Here is a 14,067-nt window from a genome sequence, read left to right on the forward strand (position 1 = left end):
TAAAACAAAAAGAAGCCACCCTCTAAAACAAGTAAAATCTGTTTTAGAAAATGACCTCTCTATTTCAGTTTTCGAGATATGTAGAAGGGCAAAAAAATCCAGGTTAGAAACCACTTTCCCTGTTTCTAACCTGGATATACTATTTTTTATTTCCAATTCAAAGAATCTAAAAGGATCTGAAAGTTTGTCAAAAACGTTCCCTTTCCTTCCTCTGTATGCAGTAGCTTAAAGTTAACGTCACTCATGAAATCCAAAACAGCCGGATCGTGATCCCAATTATTTTCGTATTGGTTTTTCAATTCCATATACCAATCATACTGATAGAGTTTACGCATATGACGTACTGCTCTGCGACTACGCTCTGAGGTCATTTCTTCTTTTTCTTCACCAAAAATCAAAAGTGCTGCAAGACCTTTTAAAAGTCCATTCACATAATGAAGAAATGTCGTGGATATTCTCGCTAACATACACCTTCCTCCTTGTACCATTTCCTACAGTATACGAGGCAAATAATAAAAAGGATTCCCCTTATTTAGAATTTTCAGAAATAAAACATAAGTAATGGATAAAATTTGCCGATTACGATTTATAGTTGGTTGAAATCCTCAAGGACTTTTAGATCCTGTTTATCTCTGGCTTGTTAATCGTCTCCACGAAATGCTTCAGCACTCTAGCGGTCAAACCCCAGATAGTGTAATCTTCGTAATCATAAAACCACTCTTCTATTGCACGAGGTCTCCATTGGTATTTGTCACCATTGACGATTTTGTCGTAGGGGAAATCTATAGTGGGCATTGGCTGGACAGAGATTGTGTGCATATAGGGCTCATAGTTTAGTAGCCAGCTGATCGGGATGGTGAATACTTCTTCGACCTCTTGCTTATTGAAGTTTTGGATTTGATGGTGGTCGATTGTTGCTACAAACGGGTAGACCACAAAGCTTGGCGAGGCAATGTAAGCACTCATTTGGCCAAGGACTTGAATGCTTGATAAATCTACCCCTAATTCTTCATGTGTTTCTCGTATAGCAGCCTCCATTGGTGATGAATCAGTGGGATCTATTCGGCCACCAGGAAAGCTGATGTCCCCTGGTTGTTTTCTCATCGTTAATGAACGCACCTCGAATAGAACATGCCATTCTCCATCCACTTCCACAAGCGGAATCAATATAGCGCAACGCAGCGCCGTGTCCTCCCCTATAAAAAGTGGCTGCCTGTGATGTAACTCATTCTTCAGCTTATCCAAAAACATGAAATCTCCCCCGTTGCTAATTTTTCTCTACTATTATCGTATCATTAATGCGGCTACGGTTGAAATGTAGTGGTGTAAACATCGATCACCTATGTAGCAAACAAACACGAAAGTTTAAACGTTCACGTTTGTTCGAACTAACTGGAATGTTTCTTACACAGGGAAAGATTATTTCTTCTGTATCCAACCTCTTACAATACAATGCCTTTAATAATGAACATAATTCTCCATTATTAATTGTAGTATTATAAAAAGAAAGCGCCTGAGATGGAGGGAGAGCAAAATGAAAAGTATATTGTTTAAGTATATGTCTAAATTCACTTCGCTTACCGAAGAACAACAACAGGCAATCGCTAATGAAATAAAGATCGAGGAATTTAAAAAAGGAACAATCCTTCTTAGACAAGGAGACGTTCCCACTAAATGTTATTTTGTGCTAAAGGGGTGCATAAGGCAATATTCGGTAGATGAAAAAGGAAAGGAAGTAACGTCCAACTTTTACACAGAAGAACAGGCAGTTGCGGTTTTCAATAATCATAAACTAGATAAATCATCCGAATACACTTTTGCGTGTTTGGAAGACTCTGTATTGGTTGTAGGCGATTTAGCTATTGAACAGAACATGTATAACAAATATACGCAATTAGAAATAATGACACGAAAGATGATAGAGGAAAGCTTTGGTAAAGTACAAGAAGAATTTGCTACATTTATCGCCTCTACCCCTGAAGAACGTTTTAAGACGCTATTACTGAAACGACCTCAACTAATAGATCGTGTACCGCAACATCAATTGGCAAGCTATCTCGGAATTACTCCAGAGTCATTAAGCAGAATAAAGAAACGTGTAGATATAGATAGGAGGTGAGCGGAAGTCACGACTTAATCGTGACTCTTCCTCCTTTGAATAGCAGCCATAATCCAAAGCCTAATTCTCCTGCAATCATCGGTAAATTAAAAATAAGTTCTAGTGTTGTAATGATATTTTGTTCGATAAGTAATGTTTTGCCTAGGTGAATACCAATATAGCCTATTGCAGCAAGTACTAACAAGATAGAAATAATTTTAGGGATACTATTTGATTGGAAGGCAATCCACCCCACAACTAGTAGATGCACACCAAAAACAATTAATCCAATAGACCAAATCATTTTAAATGCTTCCAAGTATAACGCTATATTTACTTGAAGCTGATCAGTTTTCAAAAATGATAAATAGTCTGTATTATTTAAGAGCAGTAGCACAAAGACCTTGTTTAAAATGGCTATTCCCAATATAGCTGCATAAGTAAGACGAAGCCATGAAGCAAGCAATGCTAACTCCTGATTAACCGGCTTTAGGAAGATATAAAATGACCAGGCGACAATTACGTCAAGGATTAAGATAACAACCCAACCAATTATTTCAGCTTTAAACAGCATAATGGATGATGCGATATTATGATAGGTTGTGCTAATATCACCAGGTACGACAAGGCTACCATGGACATAACCATAAGAAAATCCTGCAGCTAGGGCCATAATAATAAGCGATATACCGGAAGTAATAGCAGCTTTTCTTAAATTTGTTAGGTTCTTTTGTGAGCTAATAATAAAATCCCCCCCTATTCTTGTATTAATTTTATTGTAATAGGACAGTTAAGATGATTCATTGACTTAAATCAAGGCTGGATGTTTTTACGAAAGAAAAATTTATGCGCGGGCAGAAGGATTTTGATGCGGCGCTCTATGGAGCTTTAACGAAGATGTATGAAGTGGAGATAGGAAAATAAAATTTGTTTGTCCCTTTGTAGCAGACAAACATGAATTATTTTTGCACAGGGTACAAAAAAAGCTGGTAGAACAAATACTTCAAAGAACATTCATTCTATCAGCGTTTATAATTCTATCAACATTCCTGACTCTGCTAATTCAATGTTTTCATTGCCTTGTTTTTTCGCACTAACTAATAAATCGTTTAAGTCACCGTAGTGTGGTAGATGTGCTAATAACACCTTTTTTGCATTAGATTGATATGCTAGTATTCCTGCATGCTCCGACGTCATATGTCCGGAAGCTGCTCCGTCCATTCCTTCATACAAACTACATTCAGTAATAAGAAGATCACTATTTGCTGCAAATGAAATTAAGTCATTCGTAAAGCTAGTATCAGACGTAAATACAATACTTTTATTGCCACATACAACTTTTGCACTATACGCTTCTACTGGATGAATATTTCTCATAAATATACAAGTGAATGGTCCGATTTCTAACTTACTTTTTTCGTTAAAAGAAGTAAATCGGGAATAAGCAACATCCTCCACCTGCTTTTGCATCCCCTCGTCTTCTGGTCCATAAACACATAACTCTTCGTCAGCTCTAGCTAAATGTGTATTCACCAGTCTAGAGAATAAATAAGCTCCAATATCACTAAAATGATCATAATGATAATGGGTTAGTATGACATGATTTATATCATTTAAATCTATATAATTTTGTAATTCCGTTAAGACACCACTTCCACAATCAATTAATAACGAAAACCCTTCATGCTGAATTAAATATCCTGAACAAGGACCATTCTTTTTAGGGAAACCTCCCCACATACCAATCACTCTACACTCCATAGGTTATAGCCTCTTTCTCAGAATCTTTCTTATCATCTGATGCCACAATATTATCATGATATATTAGGGAGCACCAAATTTTGTCTGCTACATTATGCAAAATAAAAACGACTTCCTCTGGCTGCAATAGTCAGCTTTATAATATCCAAATACCCTTCAGCTCCCGCATTTTCCTAGAGCCCTCCTTTCAAATAAATCTAATTTTCTCTATAATAAATGAAAAAGGGGGATGTCCAATGCCAGTTTACAACAAATTAGTACGAGATCTAATACCACAAGTTATCGAAAAGTCAGGAAGCAAGTTCTCCACACGCGTTTTAGATCCATCTGAACACCTAATAGAAATTAAAAATAAACTACACGAAGAAGTAAAAGAATTCGCAGAAACAGGTAATCGCCAAGATGCACTAGAAGAACTAGCTGATATCTTGGAATTAATCCATGCGGCCCTTCCCATCCACGAAGCTACTTATGAAGAACTAGAAAAAATCCGTATTGCCAAGAAAGAAAAACGTGGTGGATTTGAAGAAGGGATATATTTGATAGAGGTTGAGGATGTATGAACTACGACTAATTACGTCGAACCTTATTCATGACTTATTCTGCTTAATTATTTAATTCATTTTTCTTTTTAATAAATAGGGAAATAAACCAACTCTACAATTCTAGCTAACTCCCTTTAATACTAACTATTTTACTTTTAGATATGCGCGCCTCTCAGCATATACAGTACATTCCAGACAAAGCTTTACTTTTTTACCTTTAGGATTTTTGTAGAGACGGTACGGACTAGCTTTACGTTTGCATATTGCACATTTAGAACTAAAAATGCTAAGTATAATGATACATCTTCTTTCTATCTTTTATTTTACGAATAACTCGTTAGAATTATTTAATTTCCCCATACAAATAATAATCAGTCGGAATTCCTAACTAATTATTCAGAACCATAAATGTAAATTTAAGTTCTATCCTCTTTCATTCTAAATTCCCATACTTATCCATACCTTCATCCTAACAAAACCACCAACCCCTGTAAATTGTATGTTAAAATATTCGACAAAGTTATACATTATTCGAGAATATACACATTGACATGAGGTGAGTTAAATGGACTATAGCAACTTCTGATACTCAATTTACTCTGTTTATTAAAAAGAACAAAAAAAACCTAGTGTACCAAAAATCCCTGTAACACTAGGTTTATCATTTATAACTATATAAACGTCATGAAAATCAAATAAGCAATTATCCATAACGATGGAACTAGGTTGATCACAATCGCAAATCGTTGCTTTTTTACTCGGAAAATCCAAGCCAAAATAGAACATAGTATGATAGCTATCGGATAAAAGGTAATGACTAGAAAAAAAGTTACATTCCCTACACCGAAGCCATTGTCGAATACCATAAATGAAAAGGCCCAAATGAGAAACCAGGGCATCAAAAATAGGAAATACAAAATTTGAGTGATGATTAAATATGCTTTCATACTTTCCTCCTCGGCAATCGCCTCATTTTACCAACTTCCGTCTTAAAATCAGCTTTTTAATAAAATATGCACAAACAGGTGAATTTGAGCACGAATACGATAAGTATTCACCACTGCTGATCACTTCACATAAATTAATAGGAATGGAAACGACTTTTGATTCTTTCCAATGTTTCTAATGAAGTAGAAAGGAAGATAGTTGAATGGTAAATTTTCAATCTTTTCAGGGTACTGTCACCATGATTAGTGATTTTATGATAGGACAAAATGGAGAAGGTGAAGGTTGTTATACATTAATGTCTGTAGCTAACGGAAACGGAGATGTAGTAAATTTCGTAGTGTCCCCCACTACTTACTTTGTAGACCACGTTATGGTGGTTGTAGGAGATCGGGTAACTGGATATTATGATGCAAATGCACCTGTTCCTCTTATTTACCCACCACAATATCAGGCACTTGTTATGGTAGAAGATGATGTCAATCAAAATGTAAAAGTAGGCTATTTTAATGGACAGTTGGAGAGTAGTGACGGTCAATTAAAATTAAATATTTCACCATATACGCAAATATTATTAACAAATGGGCAAGCCTTCACAAAAAATCCTGCAAACCGGAACCTAATTGTTATTTATGGACCTACCACCAGAAGTATCCCTGCCCAAACCACTCCCTATCAAATAATCGTTTGGTGTTAGAAGCTGTAGAGAAATTTTCATCGTGAATACAAAAAGCGATTCAGAGAATCTTTACATTCCAAGAATCGCTTCTTTATTTGTTATGGTAATAACGTCATCACTGCAAAGAAATGTAGCACGGACGCTGCGAGGACAAATATATGCCAGACTGCATGATGATACGTAAAGCCGCGCCAGACATAAAAAACTGCTCCAACCGTATAGAGCAAACCACCAATCGCTAGCAAAATTAACCCCTGTGACGACATATTCGAAACAAGTGGATTCCATGCAAACACAATCAGCCAGCCCATTAAAATGTACATCAACGTCGACATATGCAAAAAGCGCTTTACAAAATACGCTTTAAACACCGTACCGACAATCGCAAGCCCCCACACAATTCCAAACAACGTCCAGCCAAGCGTCCCTTTTACTGCGAGGAATAATAAAGGAGTATACGTCCCTGCTATAAAAAAGTAAATTGATGAGTGGTCGAATATCTCAAACACATCTTTTGCACGACCTGCCGGAAACCCATGGACAAGTGTAGACGACACATACAGAAGCACCATGGTCGCCCCGAACAATGTAAAACTTACCACATGCCACACCGTTCCGTGCATGACAGAAGATACAATCAAAATCACAAGTGCGGCTACACTTAAAAGAGCACCTATCCCGTGAATAATCGCATTGGCAACCTCTTCACGCTTCGTAAATATATGTGTATTGCTCATCTCTGTTCATTCCCATCCGCTAATTCTCTATACCATATCCTATCACTTTGTTCGAATAAATGCAGAAACCAACCATGGAGTTGATCCAAATAGCAAGCTGTTGAGAAGAATGCAATTCTGAATATTAATTTATTGGAACATGTTATGATGAAGGAAAAATTAGTAATCACTTTTAAAGGGGGAGTTGGGAATGTGTTTGGTGAATTTTCATTTTCAGGAGCATCCACTTTATCAATTGATTGTAGTGGCAAATCGGGATGAGTTCTATGAACGACCAACCGCGGTTGCTGATTTTTGGGAGGATCATCCCTCTATTTTAGCTGGGCGTGATTTGTTGCAGATGGGTACTTGGCTAGGTGTGACAAAGACTGGACGTTTTGCAGCGCTAACGAATTATCGTGATCCGAGGGAGAAGACAGGACGATTTTCTCGAGGGGATATTGTGCGTGATTTTTTGTCCAATGGAGAAGCACCTGCTGATTTTATTCAAACGCTTGCGAAAAACAGAGAAAATTATGGTGGCTATAATGTAGTTGTTGGGGATGGAAATCAACTATTCCACTATAATAATATATTAGATGAAATGAATGTAATCCCATCTGGCACGCATAGTTTGAGCAATCATACATTGAATACACCTTGGCCTAAAGTGGCGAAAGGCAAGAAGAGACTAAGTGATCATGTTCGATCACATCAGGATGAAGTGCAGATAGAATCATTATTTGCTATTATTTCAGATCGAACAATGGCGGAGGATGAGGAACTCCCGCAAACTGGGGTTGGTTTAGAGATGGAGAGAGTACTTTCTCCTTTGTTTATAAAAATCCCTAGCTATGGTACCCGTTCATCGACTGTTATGCTAATGGATAAAGAACAGAATGTTACATTTGTGGAACGGACTTTTCATGAAGGGGAATTCCATGTGGAAAATCGATTTGCGTTTAAGATTGGGGAAATATAAGACCTTAAAAAAAAGGAGAGCGCAAAGGCACTCTCCTTTTAAATCAAACTTTTCACGACTTTGGACATAATTGATCCGTCTGCTTTTCCAGTTAGTAAAGGTTTTGCGATTTTCATTGCATCGCCCATATTCATACCTTTTACAATTCCTGCCTCCGTTAATATCGTTGCAATTTCTTCTTCGCTTAATTGTTTTGGTAAGAAGCTTTTTAGTAATACTAGTTTTGCTTCTTCTTTTTCTATTAAGTCGTCTCGATTCGCTTTTTGAGCTCCTTCTAATGCTTGGTTCGTTTGTTTCACTTCGCGATTCACAATAGCAATTTCTTCTTCTGGAGCAAGGCTTGAACCTTTTTCTTTTTCGGCATTATCTAGTGCTGCTTTTAGAAGTGTAAGTACTCCTTTTGCAAGTACGTCCTTTTCTTTCATCGCACGTTTTAATTCTTCAAATACTGTAGTTTTTAACATCGTATTGAATCTCCTTTCTTTCTACTCTTCTATTTTAATATTAGTCCATTCTTTTTCAAAACTAATTAAACCTCTAGATACCTTGCAATATTTCCAACGATTCTAGTATATGTTCAAGAAAATCTGCAAGTTCTTCCATATGGTCTTCATTAATTTTTTCGACAAACTGCACTTCAATCAGGTCTAGGTAACCTGGCGCTTCTTGTTCATACACGAAGCTCAATGTTTGAGTTAACTGGATTTCATTCTCCCAAATAGCATTTAGTTCTTGCTCTATTTCTCTACACTGTACGGCTGCGTTTTGAACACGCTTGTAAAATCGTAATTTCAAGGAACAACCTAGATTTTTTCCGGGAATCTCTAATATCTCCCCAGCTAGATCATCTAAAGAAGCCTTTAATACAATCTCTGCTGTTACGTCTTGTTGATCTACTAATGTAAATTGGATGGCAAACTTCCTCGCCATAATGGAAAAATCCATTTGATCCACACGGTTTGTAATATTTATTTTGCGATCTATATTATCTAAATCATACACGTGATTTTCAAATGCTACTTTTAAATTCTCAAAAATGGTTGGATCGTACATATAGTTTCCTCCGTACTTTTCCCTATTTCCCGCAACATTTCTTATATTTCTTCCCACTCCCACAGGTACATGGATCGTTTCGTCCAACTTTGCCACCATCGATAACATGAAAAGGTGTGCTCGGTAGTGGATTTAAGTGATGTCTACTCATTTGGGCAAGTTCTTCCAGTGTATAACCCCTATTTTCCCAAATGCGTGTTGTGTTAGCAATCAAAGTTACAGCCTGTACATATTCGTTCAGTTGACTAATTGGTCTCATTGGCTACTAGTTTACTCTATTTACCAAGCTCTATTTCTAGTATATACAAAATAAGATGTTCTCACACTAGCACTTTGAGGTGATTTTACTCTTGAAAAAGAATCAGGATGAATGAATTACATCATTTTATGACGGAATTTCGTAAGGATTATTTCACACTTTATGGTATGATTCATCTACTATTCAAAAAGATAACATACATTTCCAAGGGGGTATACAGATGAAATTACGTGTATCTGCTGTACAATATCATCTTCATACAATTAATAGTTTTGAGGAGTTCGCGGCACAGGTGACACATTATGTGAAAACAGCTGCTGAATTCAATACTGATTTTATTTTATTTCCAGAGTTTATAACGACACAGTTACTGTCCATTTCCGAGAATGGCGAAGGTCAACCATTTCAAAATCTACCGAATTACACGGAAGCGTATCATCGTCTTTTTTCTACACTAGCTGTAGAACAGGGGGTTTACATTATTGGTGGAACACATGTCGTTCGTAAAGGCGACCGTTTATACAATGTCGCGCATTTATTTTCACCGGATGGCCATATTGGCGAGCAAGCGAAACTGCACTTAACACCAACTGAAGTTTCTGATTGGGGCATTTCACCTGGAGAATCTATTCGAATTTTCGAAACATCGAAAGGAAAAGTAGCTCTCTTGACTTGTTACGATATCGAATTCCCGGAAGTTGTGCGAATGGTTCGTGGAATGGGTGCAGATGTGATTTTCTCCCCTGCTTGTACCGATAACCGACATGGTTTTAACCGTGTGCGTTATACAAGTCACGCACGTACCATTGAAAACCAAGTGTATGTGGTGACAACTGGAACGGTTGGCTCCCTTCCAACAGTAGACTTTATGCGAGGAAACTTTGGTCAAGCCGCTGTGATCACACCAAACGATATTCCTTTCCCGCAAGATGGCATTTTAGTCCAAGGAGAGATCAATAACGACATGGTTATTTCTGCCGATCTTGATTTGTCACTTCTGCATGAAGTACGTGAACGCGGCTCTGTCACAACTTGGAGAGACCGTCGACTTGATTTATATCCAGACCTTGGAACACTGACAGTGGAAACAACCATGACAAAGGAAATGGTATTGCAAAAGACAAAATGAGAAAGACTTCTTTTCCATTATAAATAACTTTTGAAGGAGTGCGTGTATTGGAATATATTCAAATTAAAAACATTGAGGACCCCTTGTTTTCGAAGATGCACCAATTGATGCAAGAGGTGTTTCCTGCTGAAGAAGTACTGGAGTACGAATTATGGAGAGAACCTTTACTTGATCCAACTATTCGTATGTTTGTTGCAGTGGAAGATGGAGAAGTTGTAGGTGCAACTGAATATCGCTTCTATGCAGACAGAATGTTATCGATGACGGACTTTACAATGATCGGAAAGGAAGGCATTGGAGTCGGACCGTTCCTTGCAAAAAAACGGCACGATGATTTAATGCAGCTCTCCAAAGAGCATAACGTTGAGTTAATCGGAGTGTTCGCGGAGATTTACGATCCGTACCGAATTGGTGATCATGCGTTTGGTGGTATTAAGGCAATGAATCCTTTCGTACGTCGTGAAGTGCTGGCTCATCTCGGTTTCAAACGATTGAATTTCTCTTATGTACATCCTTCTTGGACAAATGAAGGGGATGCTGTAACGGATTTGGATTTCTGTTTCTTGCCATATCAGGATGCCCAGACGTTAAATGCCCATTTTATCGCCGATTTTTTGAAATCATATTATGCGATTTTGTCGCATAAACCGGAAGCATGGCACACGATGATTGCACAATTGGAAACAAAAGACGAGATCGAATTACTCCCTTTATAATGCAACATTTCTGAAACCCTCTCTATTGAATTAGAGAGGGTTTTTCCGTTATAGTTATTTTAATTGACTAAAAAGGATGAGGGGTGCGACGAATTGAAACAAGTACTGGAAATATTGAAAAAAGAAAATCTTGTGGTGCTTGAATCCGTCTCATTTACTCATCATCAAGAGAAAACAAGTTCTCATTTCAAGTCTCCCGAGCCGGGAATCCTCTTTTTACTGGAGGGAGGATTGTCTTACCAAATCGGAGAAGACGAATCTCGTATACTTAAAGTTGGGGAATATGTGTTTTATCCGCAAGGTGTAAATGTTCGCTTTGAAATCGGGAAGATGAGCAGTACGCTACTATTTCCCTTATCCATCTCTATAACAGAGCAATTTGTTCATCTCTTGCAGCAGCACAATCGCTTTTCACCCACTTTGCTCGAGGATCCTAATCGCGTATGTATTTTACAGGAGTCGTGGACGGAGGAAATCAATGGACTTCTCGAAAAAATCCTTGTTCATGTTTCCAAAAACCAACCATATTTCGTTCATCTTTCTTTACTGGAGGTCATGGCTTATATTTTTCCAAATGAACATATGTTGTCCAAAATCACTTATGTTCTCGATCATTATTTATTGCCAGACCCTATTCGAGATGCAGAAAGCTATATATTACAAAACTATCACCAATCGATTCGGATGAAGCAGTTAACGGAAGTAACGAATGTTAGTGAATCACAGCTGAACCGCATGTACCAAAGGACTTTTCAATTATCACCAATGGAACGTGTTACGGCGATTCGCATGGAGCAAGCAGCACAATTGCTTCGTAATCCTTCCCAAAGTGTAACAAATGTGGCACTTCAAGTCGGTTATCAAAGCATGTCCGCCTTCTTGCAGCAATTCAAAAAGAAATATGGAGTTTCTCCGAAAGAATATCAAACGAAAGCTTCTGTGAAAGAAATATAAGCATGAAGGACGTTCTTAAAATCCAAATAACCAATTAAGCCAATCTGTGTATAATGAAATAAGAATAAACGCAACGATAACAACCGCAGCAAAAAGATGAATGATATATTCACGTGGTCTAATTGGATATTTCCATTCCATATATGCACGAAATAATTGAAGCGCTGTAAAGAAGAAGGCACTCCATAAATAACTCCACTGTGCTTCTGAATAATTATTTAAAACGAAGATATAACTCAATACGAACACAACAATTAGGCCAATTTCACCCCGTTTATGAAACTCATTCACATACCTTTGTTTCGTCTTATCTCGTTTTCCGATATGAAAAAATTTGCGTAAACCTATTTCAAAAACAGTTATAATTGCTATAACAATCAATATAAATACGATTGCTTTCAACAAAAACATCATCTTTCATCCCCTTTTCACTTTTTCTTTTTCGAACAAGTTAAGTGATATCTACTTTACTGTTCATTCGAGTGAAAAGTTTCAACGTATATATCATTTTATTTCTTATCACTGCAAAATTTACACCATATTATTCATCTACTCTTGCTTGAAAGGATTTTTCCACTCCATCAACAAAGCATTATGATGTGACTGCTCATCCTCCAAGTAATCTGGAACCACACAAACTGGCGTCCGTCCGCATCTGAGTAAAAATGAAATCACCGGATCTTTCAAGTCTCCTGTCAGGACACGTTCCACATACTCTTCAGGTGTGAGTTGCTCCGCATGATGATGATACCCCGGCATCCGCCCTCCCCCGAGCACTCTATCCAATCCATCATGAATGACTCGCTCATAAATCGACTGCATCAACAACTTTCCAAGATCCAGCTTGCGATAGGCTGGTTTGACAGAAATATCGACAATATACAACGTTCTCTCCTTGGGATCGTGATTGCGGATATACCCGTGATCCGTAACTTCCTCCCATGTATGTACAGGATTTTCTGGATTAAAATGAACCAATAAACCTGTAATTGAGCCGACAACTTCTCCGTTTATCTCCACACATAATGCACCTTCCGGGTAGTGCTCCACGTGGCTTTCGAGCTGTTCTTCACTCCACCACAATTCAGACGGAAAAGGAGGAGGAAAACTTTCTTGCTGAATAGCAATTAAGTCTCCGAAATCCGCTTTCTCATAGTTTCTTACAACCGCTAAAACAGGCCTACCTTCTTGTAATACAAACACTTCTTTTCGATACATCATCTTGCCTCCTTAATCTAGCCCTTGTTCTTTCACATTCCACAATCCAAGGGGAATTTTCATATAACAGGTTTAATTCTCCCCTAACACCCCAATACAAATCTCCACACTTCTCTTCAAGTCTTCATGGGACCAGCTTGGAATTTTCCCATGTTGGATGGCTAGTTCATGGGATGCTGGGATGTGGATAAATCCTGCTCGCATGTTGGCGGTATGTGTTTGTGCGAAGTGGAGTGCTTCGTACATCACGTTGTTGCATAAATAGGTGCCTGCTGTATTAGAGATTTCAGCTGGATAGCCTTGTTCGATAAGTTTGTTAACCATTGGACGAATGGGCAACGTTGAAAAGTAGCCGGGTTGTCCCTCAAGATCAATAGACTCGTCGACTGGAACACGCCCCTGATTGTCAGCTGCTCCGTCTTTCACGTTAATAGCGATACGTTCCGGGGTGATTTTATATCTTCCCCCTGCTAATCCTAATGAGATAACTGCATCTGGATTAATATGCTCCATATGTGCAATTAGTTCAGCTCCAGAGGAAGCAAAGTCAACTGTCAGTACTCTTCCATACACCCGGTAGCCACTAATCTCCAGTCCATTTAATTCTTCCACAATTCTCATCGTTGGATTCACCGTGAATGATAAAAACGGTTCAAACCCTGTTAATAGAAGTTTCCTCATTTGAATGCCCCCTTGTTAATATTCTTTTCAAGTAACTGCTCCAGTTTATTATCCGCTAAGAAATAAAGTTACGAGCATTCCAGTAGATACGAGTCCAAATAAGAACGAACGAACTTGAACCCTTGTTTCTTTCCATTGTATCACTCCTGCAGCACCTGTTAATATTGCATACAGTCCAATTAATACATACGTTACCATGACCACTTTCATCTCTCCCATCTTTTTATATATTTACTTTAAAAGATGGAGTTAACTCCATCTCAACAAAGAAATGTAGACTCAGATCGTGAGGAATCTGGTCATGCTTTGGTTAATATGGTCACAAAATATT

The 14,067-nt window shown here is 37.9% G+C and carries 20 protein-coding genes; 7 read left to right on the forward strand and 13 right to left on the reverse strand.

The window, feature by feature from the left end:
- Positions 1 to 146 precede the first annotated feature (146 nt).
- Positions 147 to 467 carry a hypothetical protein gene (locus MHH81_RS17780; protein WP_340923816.1) on the reverse strand — a complete coding sequence of 107 codons (321 nt, stop codon included), beginning with the start codon at positions 465 to 467 and terminating at the stop codon, positions 147 to 149.
- A gap of 148 nt (positions 468 to 615) precedes the next feature.
- Positions 616 to 1,251 carry an NUDIX hydrolase gene (locus tag MHH81_RS17785; RefSeq protein WP_340923819.1) on the reverse strand — a complete coding sequence of 212 codons (636 nt, stop codon included), beginning with the start codon at positions 1,249 to 1,251 and terminating at the stop codon, positions 616 to 618.
- 283 nt (positions 1,252 to 1,534) lie between these two features.
- Between MHH81_RS17785 and MHH81_RS17790 the strand changes: the two genes are divergently transcribed.
- Positions 1,535 to 2,119, forward strand: a complete 585-nt coding sequence (locus MHH81_RS17790; protein ID WP_340923822.1) for a Crp/Fnr family transcriptional regulator — start codon at positions 1,535 to 1,537, stop codon at positions 2,117 to 2,119.
- Positions 2,120 to 2,126: 7 nt separating this feature from the next.
- On the opposite strand, the gene MHH81_RS17795 is transcribed toward MHH81_RS17790, so the two are convergent.
- Entirely contained in the window at positions 2,127 to 2,843 is a 717-nt protein-coding gene (locus MHH81_RS17795; protein WP_340925329.1) for a DUF4386 domain-containing protein, read from the reverse strand.
- 284 nt (positions 2,844 to 3,127) lie between these two features.
- The gene (locus tag MHH81_RS17800; protein ID WP_340923825.1) at positions 3,128 to 3,859 is read right to left on the reverse strand and encodes an MBL fold metallo-hydrolase; all 732 of its coding nucleotides are present in this window, start codon (positions 3,857 to 3,859) and stop codon (positions 3,128 to 3,130) included.
- Between the two features lie 236 nt (positions 3,860 to 4,095).
- On the opposite strand from MHH81_RS17800, the gene MHH81_RS17805 reads away from it, so the two are divergent.
- Positions 4,096 to 4,422, forward strand: a complete 327-nt coding sequence (locus MHH81_RS17805) for a nucleoside triphosphate pyrophosphohydrolase (protein WP_340923828.1) — start codon at positions 4,096 to 4,098, stop codon at positions 4,420 to 4,422.
- Positions 4,423 to 5,075: 653 nt separating this feature from the next.
- On the opposite strand, the gene MHH81_RS17810 is transcribed toward MHH81_RS17805, so the two are convergent.
- Positions 5,076 to 5,351 carry a hypothetical protein gene (locus tag MHH81_RS17810; RefSeq protein WP_340923830.1) on the reverse strand — a complete coding sequence of 92 codons (276 nt, stop codon included), beginning with the start codon at positions 5,349 to 5,351 and terminating at the stop codon, positions 5,076 to 5,078.
- A 203-nt stretch (positions 5,352 to 5,554) separates the two neighbouring features.
- Here MHH81_RS17810 and MHH81_RS17815 point away from each other — a divergent pair, with 203 nt between their 5' ends.
- On the forward strand, positions 5,555 to 6,046 hold the full coding sequence (locus MHH81_RS17815) for a hypothetical protein (protein ID WP_340923832.1): 492 nt from the start codon (positions 5,555 to 5,557) through the stop codon (positions 6,044 to 6,046).
- Positions 6,047 to 6,126: 80 nt separating this feature from the next.
- On the opposite strand, the gene trhA is transcribed toward MHH81_RS17815, so the two are convergent.
- Positions 6,127 to 6,765, reverse strand: a complete 639-nt coding sequence (gene trhA, locus MHH81_RS17820; RefSeq protein ID WP_340923835.1) for a PAQR family membrane homeostasis protein TrhA — start codon at positions 6,763 to 6,765, stop codon at positions 6,127 to 6,129.
- Positions 6,766 to 6,955: 190 nt separating this feature from the next.
- Here trhA and MHH81_RS17825 point away from each other — a divergent pair, with 190 nt between their 5' ends.
- A complete protein-coding gene (locus MHH81_RS17825) occupies positions 6,956 to 7,726 on the forward strand; it encodes an NRDE family protein (protein ID WP_340923838.1) in 771 nt (256 codons plus the stop codon).
- Positions 7,727 to 7,764: 38 nt separating this feature from the next.
- On the opposite strand, the gene MHH81_RS17830 is transcribed toward MHH81_RS17825, so the two are convergent.
- The 3 genes from MHH81_RS17830 to MHH81_RS21405 form a co-directional block, all read right to left on the reverse strand.
- Complete coding sequence (locus MHH81_RS17830) at positions 7,765 to 8,190, reverse strand: GatB/YqeY domain-containing protein (RefSeq protein WP_340923841.1); 426 nt, start codon at positions 8,188 to 8,190, stop codon at positions 7,765 to 7,767.
- 73 nt (positions 8,191 to 8,263) lie between these two features.
- A complete protein-coding gene (locus MHH81_RS17835) occupies positions 8,264 to 8,866 on the reverse strand; it encodes a hypothetical protein (protein ID WP_340923844.1) in 603 nt (200 codons plus the stop codon).
- Positions 8,802 to 9,038 carry an SEC-C metal-binding domain-containing protein gene (locus tag MHH81_RS21405; RefSeq protein WP_445678104.1) on the reverse strand — a complete coding sequence of 79 codons (237 nt, stop codon included), beginning with the start codon at positions 9,036 to 9,038 and terminating at the stop codon, positions 8,802 to 8,804. Before MHH81_RS21405 ends, MHH81_RS17835 begins: the two co-directional genes overlap by 65 nt.
- Positions 9,039 to 9,258: 220 nt before the next feature.
- Between MHH81_RS21405 and MHH81_RS17840 the strand changes: the two genes are divergently transcribed.
- The 3 genes from MHH81_RS17840 to MHH81_RS17850 all read left to right on the forward strand — a co-directional run bounded on the left by MHH81_RS17840 (position 9,259) and on the right by MHH81_RS17850 (position 11,837).
- Complete coding sequence (locus MHH81_RS17840; RefSeq protein WP_340923847.1) at positions 9,259 to 10,167, forward strand: carbon-nitrogen hydrolase family protein; 909 nt, start codon at positions 9,259 to 9,261, stop codon at positions 10,165 to 10,167.
- Between the two features lie 47 nt (positions 10,168 to 10,214).
- On the forward strand, positions 10,215 to 10,883 hold the full coding sequence (locus tag MHH81_RS17845; protein WP_340923849.1) for a GNAT family N-acetyltransferase: 669 nt from the start codon (positions 10,215 to 10,217) through the stop codon (positions 10,881 to 10,883).
- Between the two features lie 93 nt (positions 10,884 to 10,976).
- On the forward strand, positions 10,977 to 11,837 hold the full coding sequence (locus MHH81_RS17850; RefSeq protein ID WP_340923851.1) for an AraC family transcriptional regulator: 861 nt from the start codon (positions 10,977 to 10,979) through the stop codon (positions 11,835 to 11,837).
- 15 nt (positions 11,838 to 11,852) lie between these two features.
- On the opposite strand, the gene MHH81_RS17855 is transcribed toward MHH81_RS17850, so the two are convergent.
- The 4 genes from MHH81_RS17855 to MHH81_RS17870 all read right to left on the reverse strand — a co-directional run bounded on the left by MHH81_RS17855 (position 11,853) and on the right by MHH81_RS17870 (position 13,940).
- Positions 11,853 to 12,251 (reverse strand): DUF4181 domain-containing protein, encoded by a 399-nt coding sequence (locus MHH81_RS17855; RefSeq protein WP_340923854.1) that lies wholly within the window; start codon positions 12,249 to 12,251, stop codon positions 11,853 to 11,855.
- A 135-nt stretch (positions 12,252 to 12,386) separates the two neighbouring features.
- Positions 12,387 to 13,055: a GNAT family N-acetyltransferase gene (locus tag MHH81_RS17860; RefSeq protein ID WP_340925331.1), complete on the reverse strand. Its 669-nt coding sequence runs from the start codon at positions 13,053 to 13,055 to the stop codon at positions 12,387 to 12,389.
- A 72-nt stretch (positions 13,056 to 13,127) separates the two neighbouring features.
- Complete coding sequence (locus MHH81_RS17865) at positions 13,128 to 13,736, reverse strand: pyroglutamyl-peptidase I (protein WP_340923856.1); 609 nt, start codon at positions 13,734 to 13,736, stop codon at positions 13,128 to 13,130.
- 48 nt (positions 13,737 to 13,784) lie between these two features.
- Positions 13,785 to 13,940 carry a hypothetical protein gene (locus MHH81_RS17870; protein ID WP_340923858.1) on the reverse strand — a complete coding sequence of 52 codons (156 nt, stop codon included), beginning with the start codon at positions 13,938 to 13,940 and terminating at the stop codon, positions 13,785 to 13,787.
- Positions 13,941 to 14,067 lie beyond the last annotated feature (127 nt).

It is taken from the genome of Psychrobacillus sp. FSL H8-0484 (assembly GCF_038005325.1).
GTDB lineage: Bacteria > Bacillota > Bacilli > Bacillales_A > Planococcaceae > Psychrobacillus.

Excerpts from the sequence above, each read along its gene's own strand:
- MHH81_RS17780 (WP_340923816.1), bottom strand. The coding sequence starts at position 467 with ATGTTAGCGAGAATATCCACGACATTTCTTCATTATGTGAATGGACTT.
- MHH81_RS17785 (WP_340923819.1), bottom strand. The coding sequence starts at position 1,251 with ATGTTTTTGGATAAGCTGAAGAATGAGTTACATCACAGGCAGCCACTT.
- MHH81_RS17790 (WP_340923822.1), top strand. The coding sequence starts at position 1,535 with ATGAAAAGTATATTGTTTAAGTATATGTCTAAATTCACTTCGCTTACC.
- MHH81_RS17800 (WP_340923825.1), bottom strand. The coding sequence starts at position 3,859 with ATGGAGTGTAGAGTGATTGGTATGTGGGGAGGTTTCCCTAAAAAGAAT.
- MHH81_RS17805 (WP_340923828.1), top strand. The coding sequence starts at position 4,096 with ATGCCAGTTTACAACAAATTAGTACGAGATCTAATACCACAAGTTATC.
- MHH81_RS17810 (WP_340923830.1), bottom strand. The coding sequence starts at position 5,351 with ATGAAAGCATATTTAATCATCACTCAAATTTTGTATTTCCTATTTTTG.
- MHH81_RS17815 (WP_340923832.1), top strand. The coding sequence starts at position 5,555 with ATGGTAAATTTTCAATCTTTTCAGGGTACTGTCACCATGATTAGTGAT.
- trhA (WP_340923835.1), bottom strand. The coding sequence starts at position 6,765 with ATGAGCAATACACATATATTTACGAAGCGTGAAGAGGTTGCCAATGCG.
- MHH81_RS17825 (WP_340923838.1), top strand. The coding sequence starts at position 6,956 with ATGTGTTTGGTGAATTTTCATTTTCAGGAGCATCCACTTTATCAATTG.
- MHH81_RS17830 (WP_340923841.1), bottom strand. The coding sequence starts at position 8,190 with ATGTTAAAAACTACAGTATTTGAAGAATTAAAACGTGCGATGAAAGAA.
- MHH81_RS21405 (WP_445678104.1), bottom strand. The coding sequence starts at position 9,038 with ATGAGACCAATTAGTCAACTGAACGAATATGTACAGGCTGTAACTTTG.
- MHH81_RS17840 (WP_340923847.1), top strand. The coding sequence starts at position 9,259 with ATGAAATTACGTGTATCTGCTGTACAATATCATCTTCATACAATTAAT.
- MHH81_RS17855 (WP_340923854.1), bottom strand. The coding sequence starts at position 12,251 with ATGATGTTTTTGTTGAAAGCAATCGTATTTATATTGATTGTTATAGCA.
- MHH81_RS17860 (WP_340925331.1), bottom strand. The coding sequence starts at position 13,055 with ATGTATCGAAAAGAAGTGTTTGTATTACAAGAAGGTAGGCCTGTTTTA.
- MHH81_RS17865 (WP_340923856.1), bottom strand. The coding sequence starts at position 13,736 with ATGAGGAAACTTCTATTAACAGGGTTTGAACCGTTTTTATCATTCACG.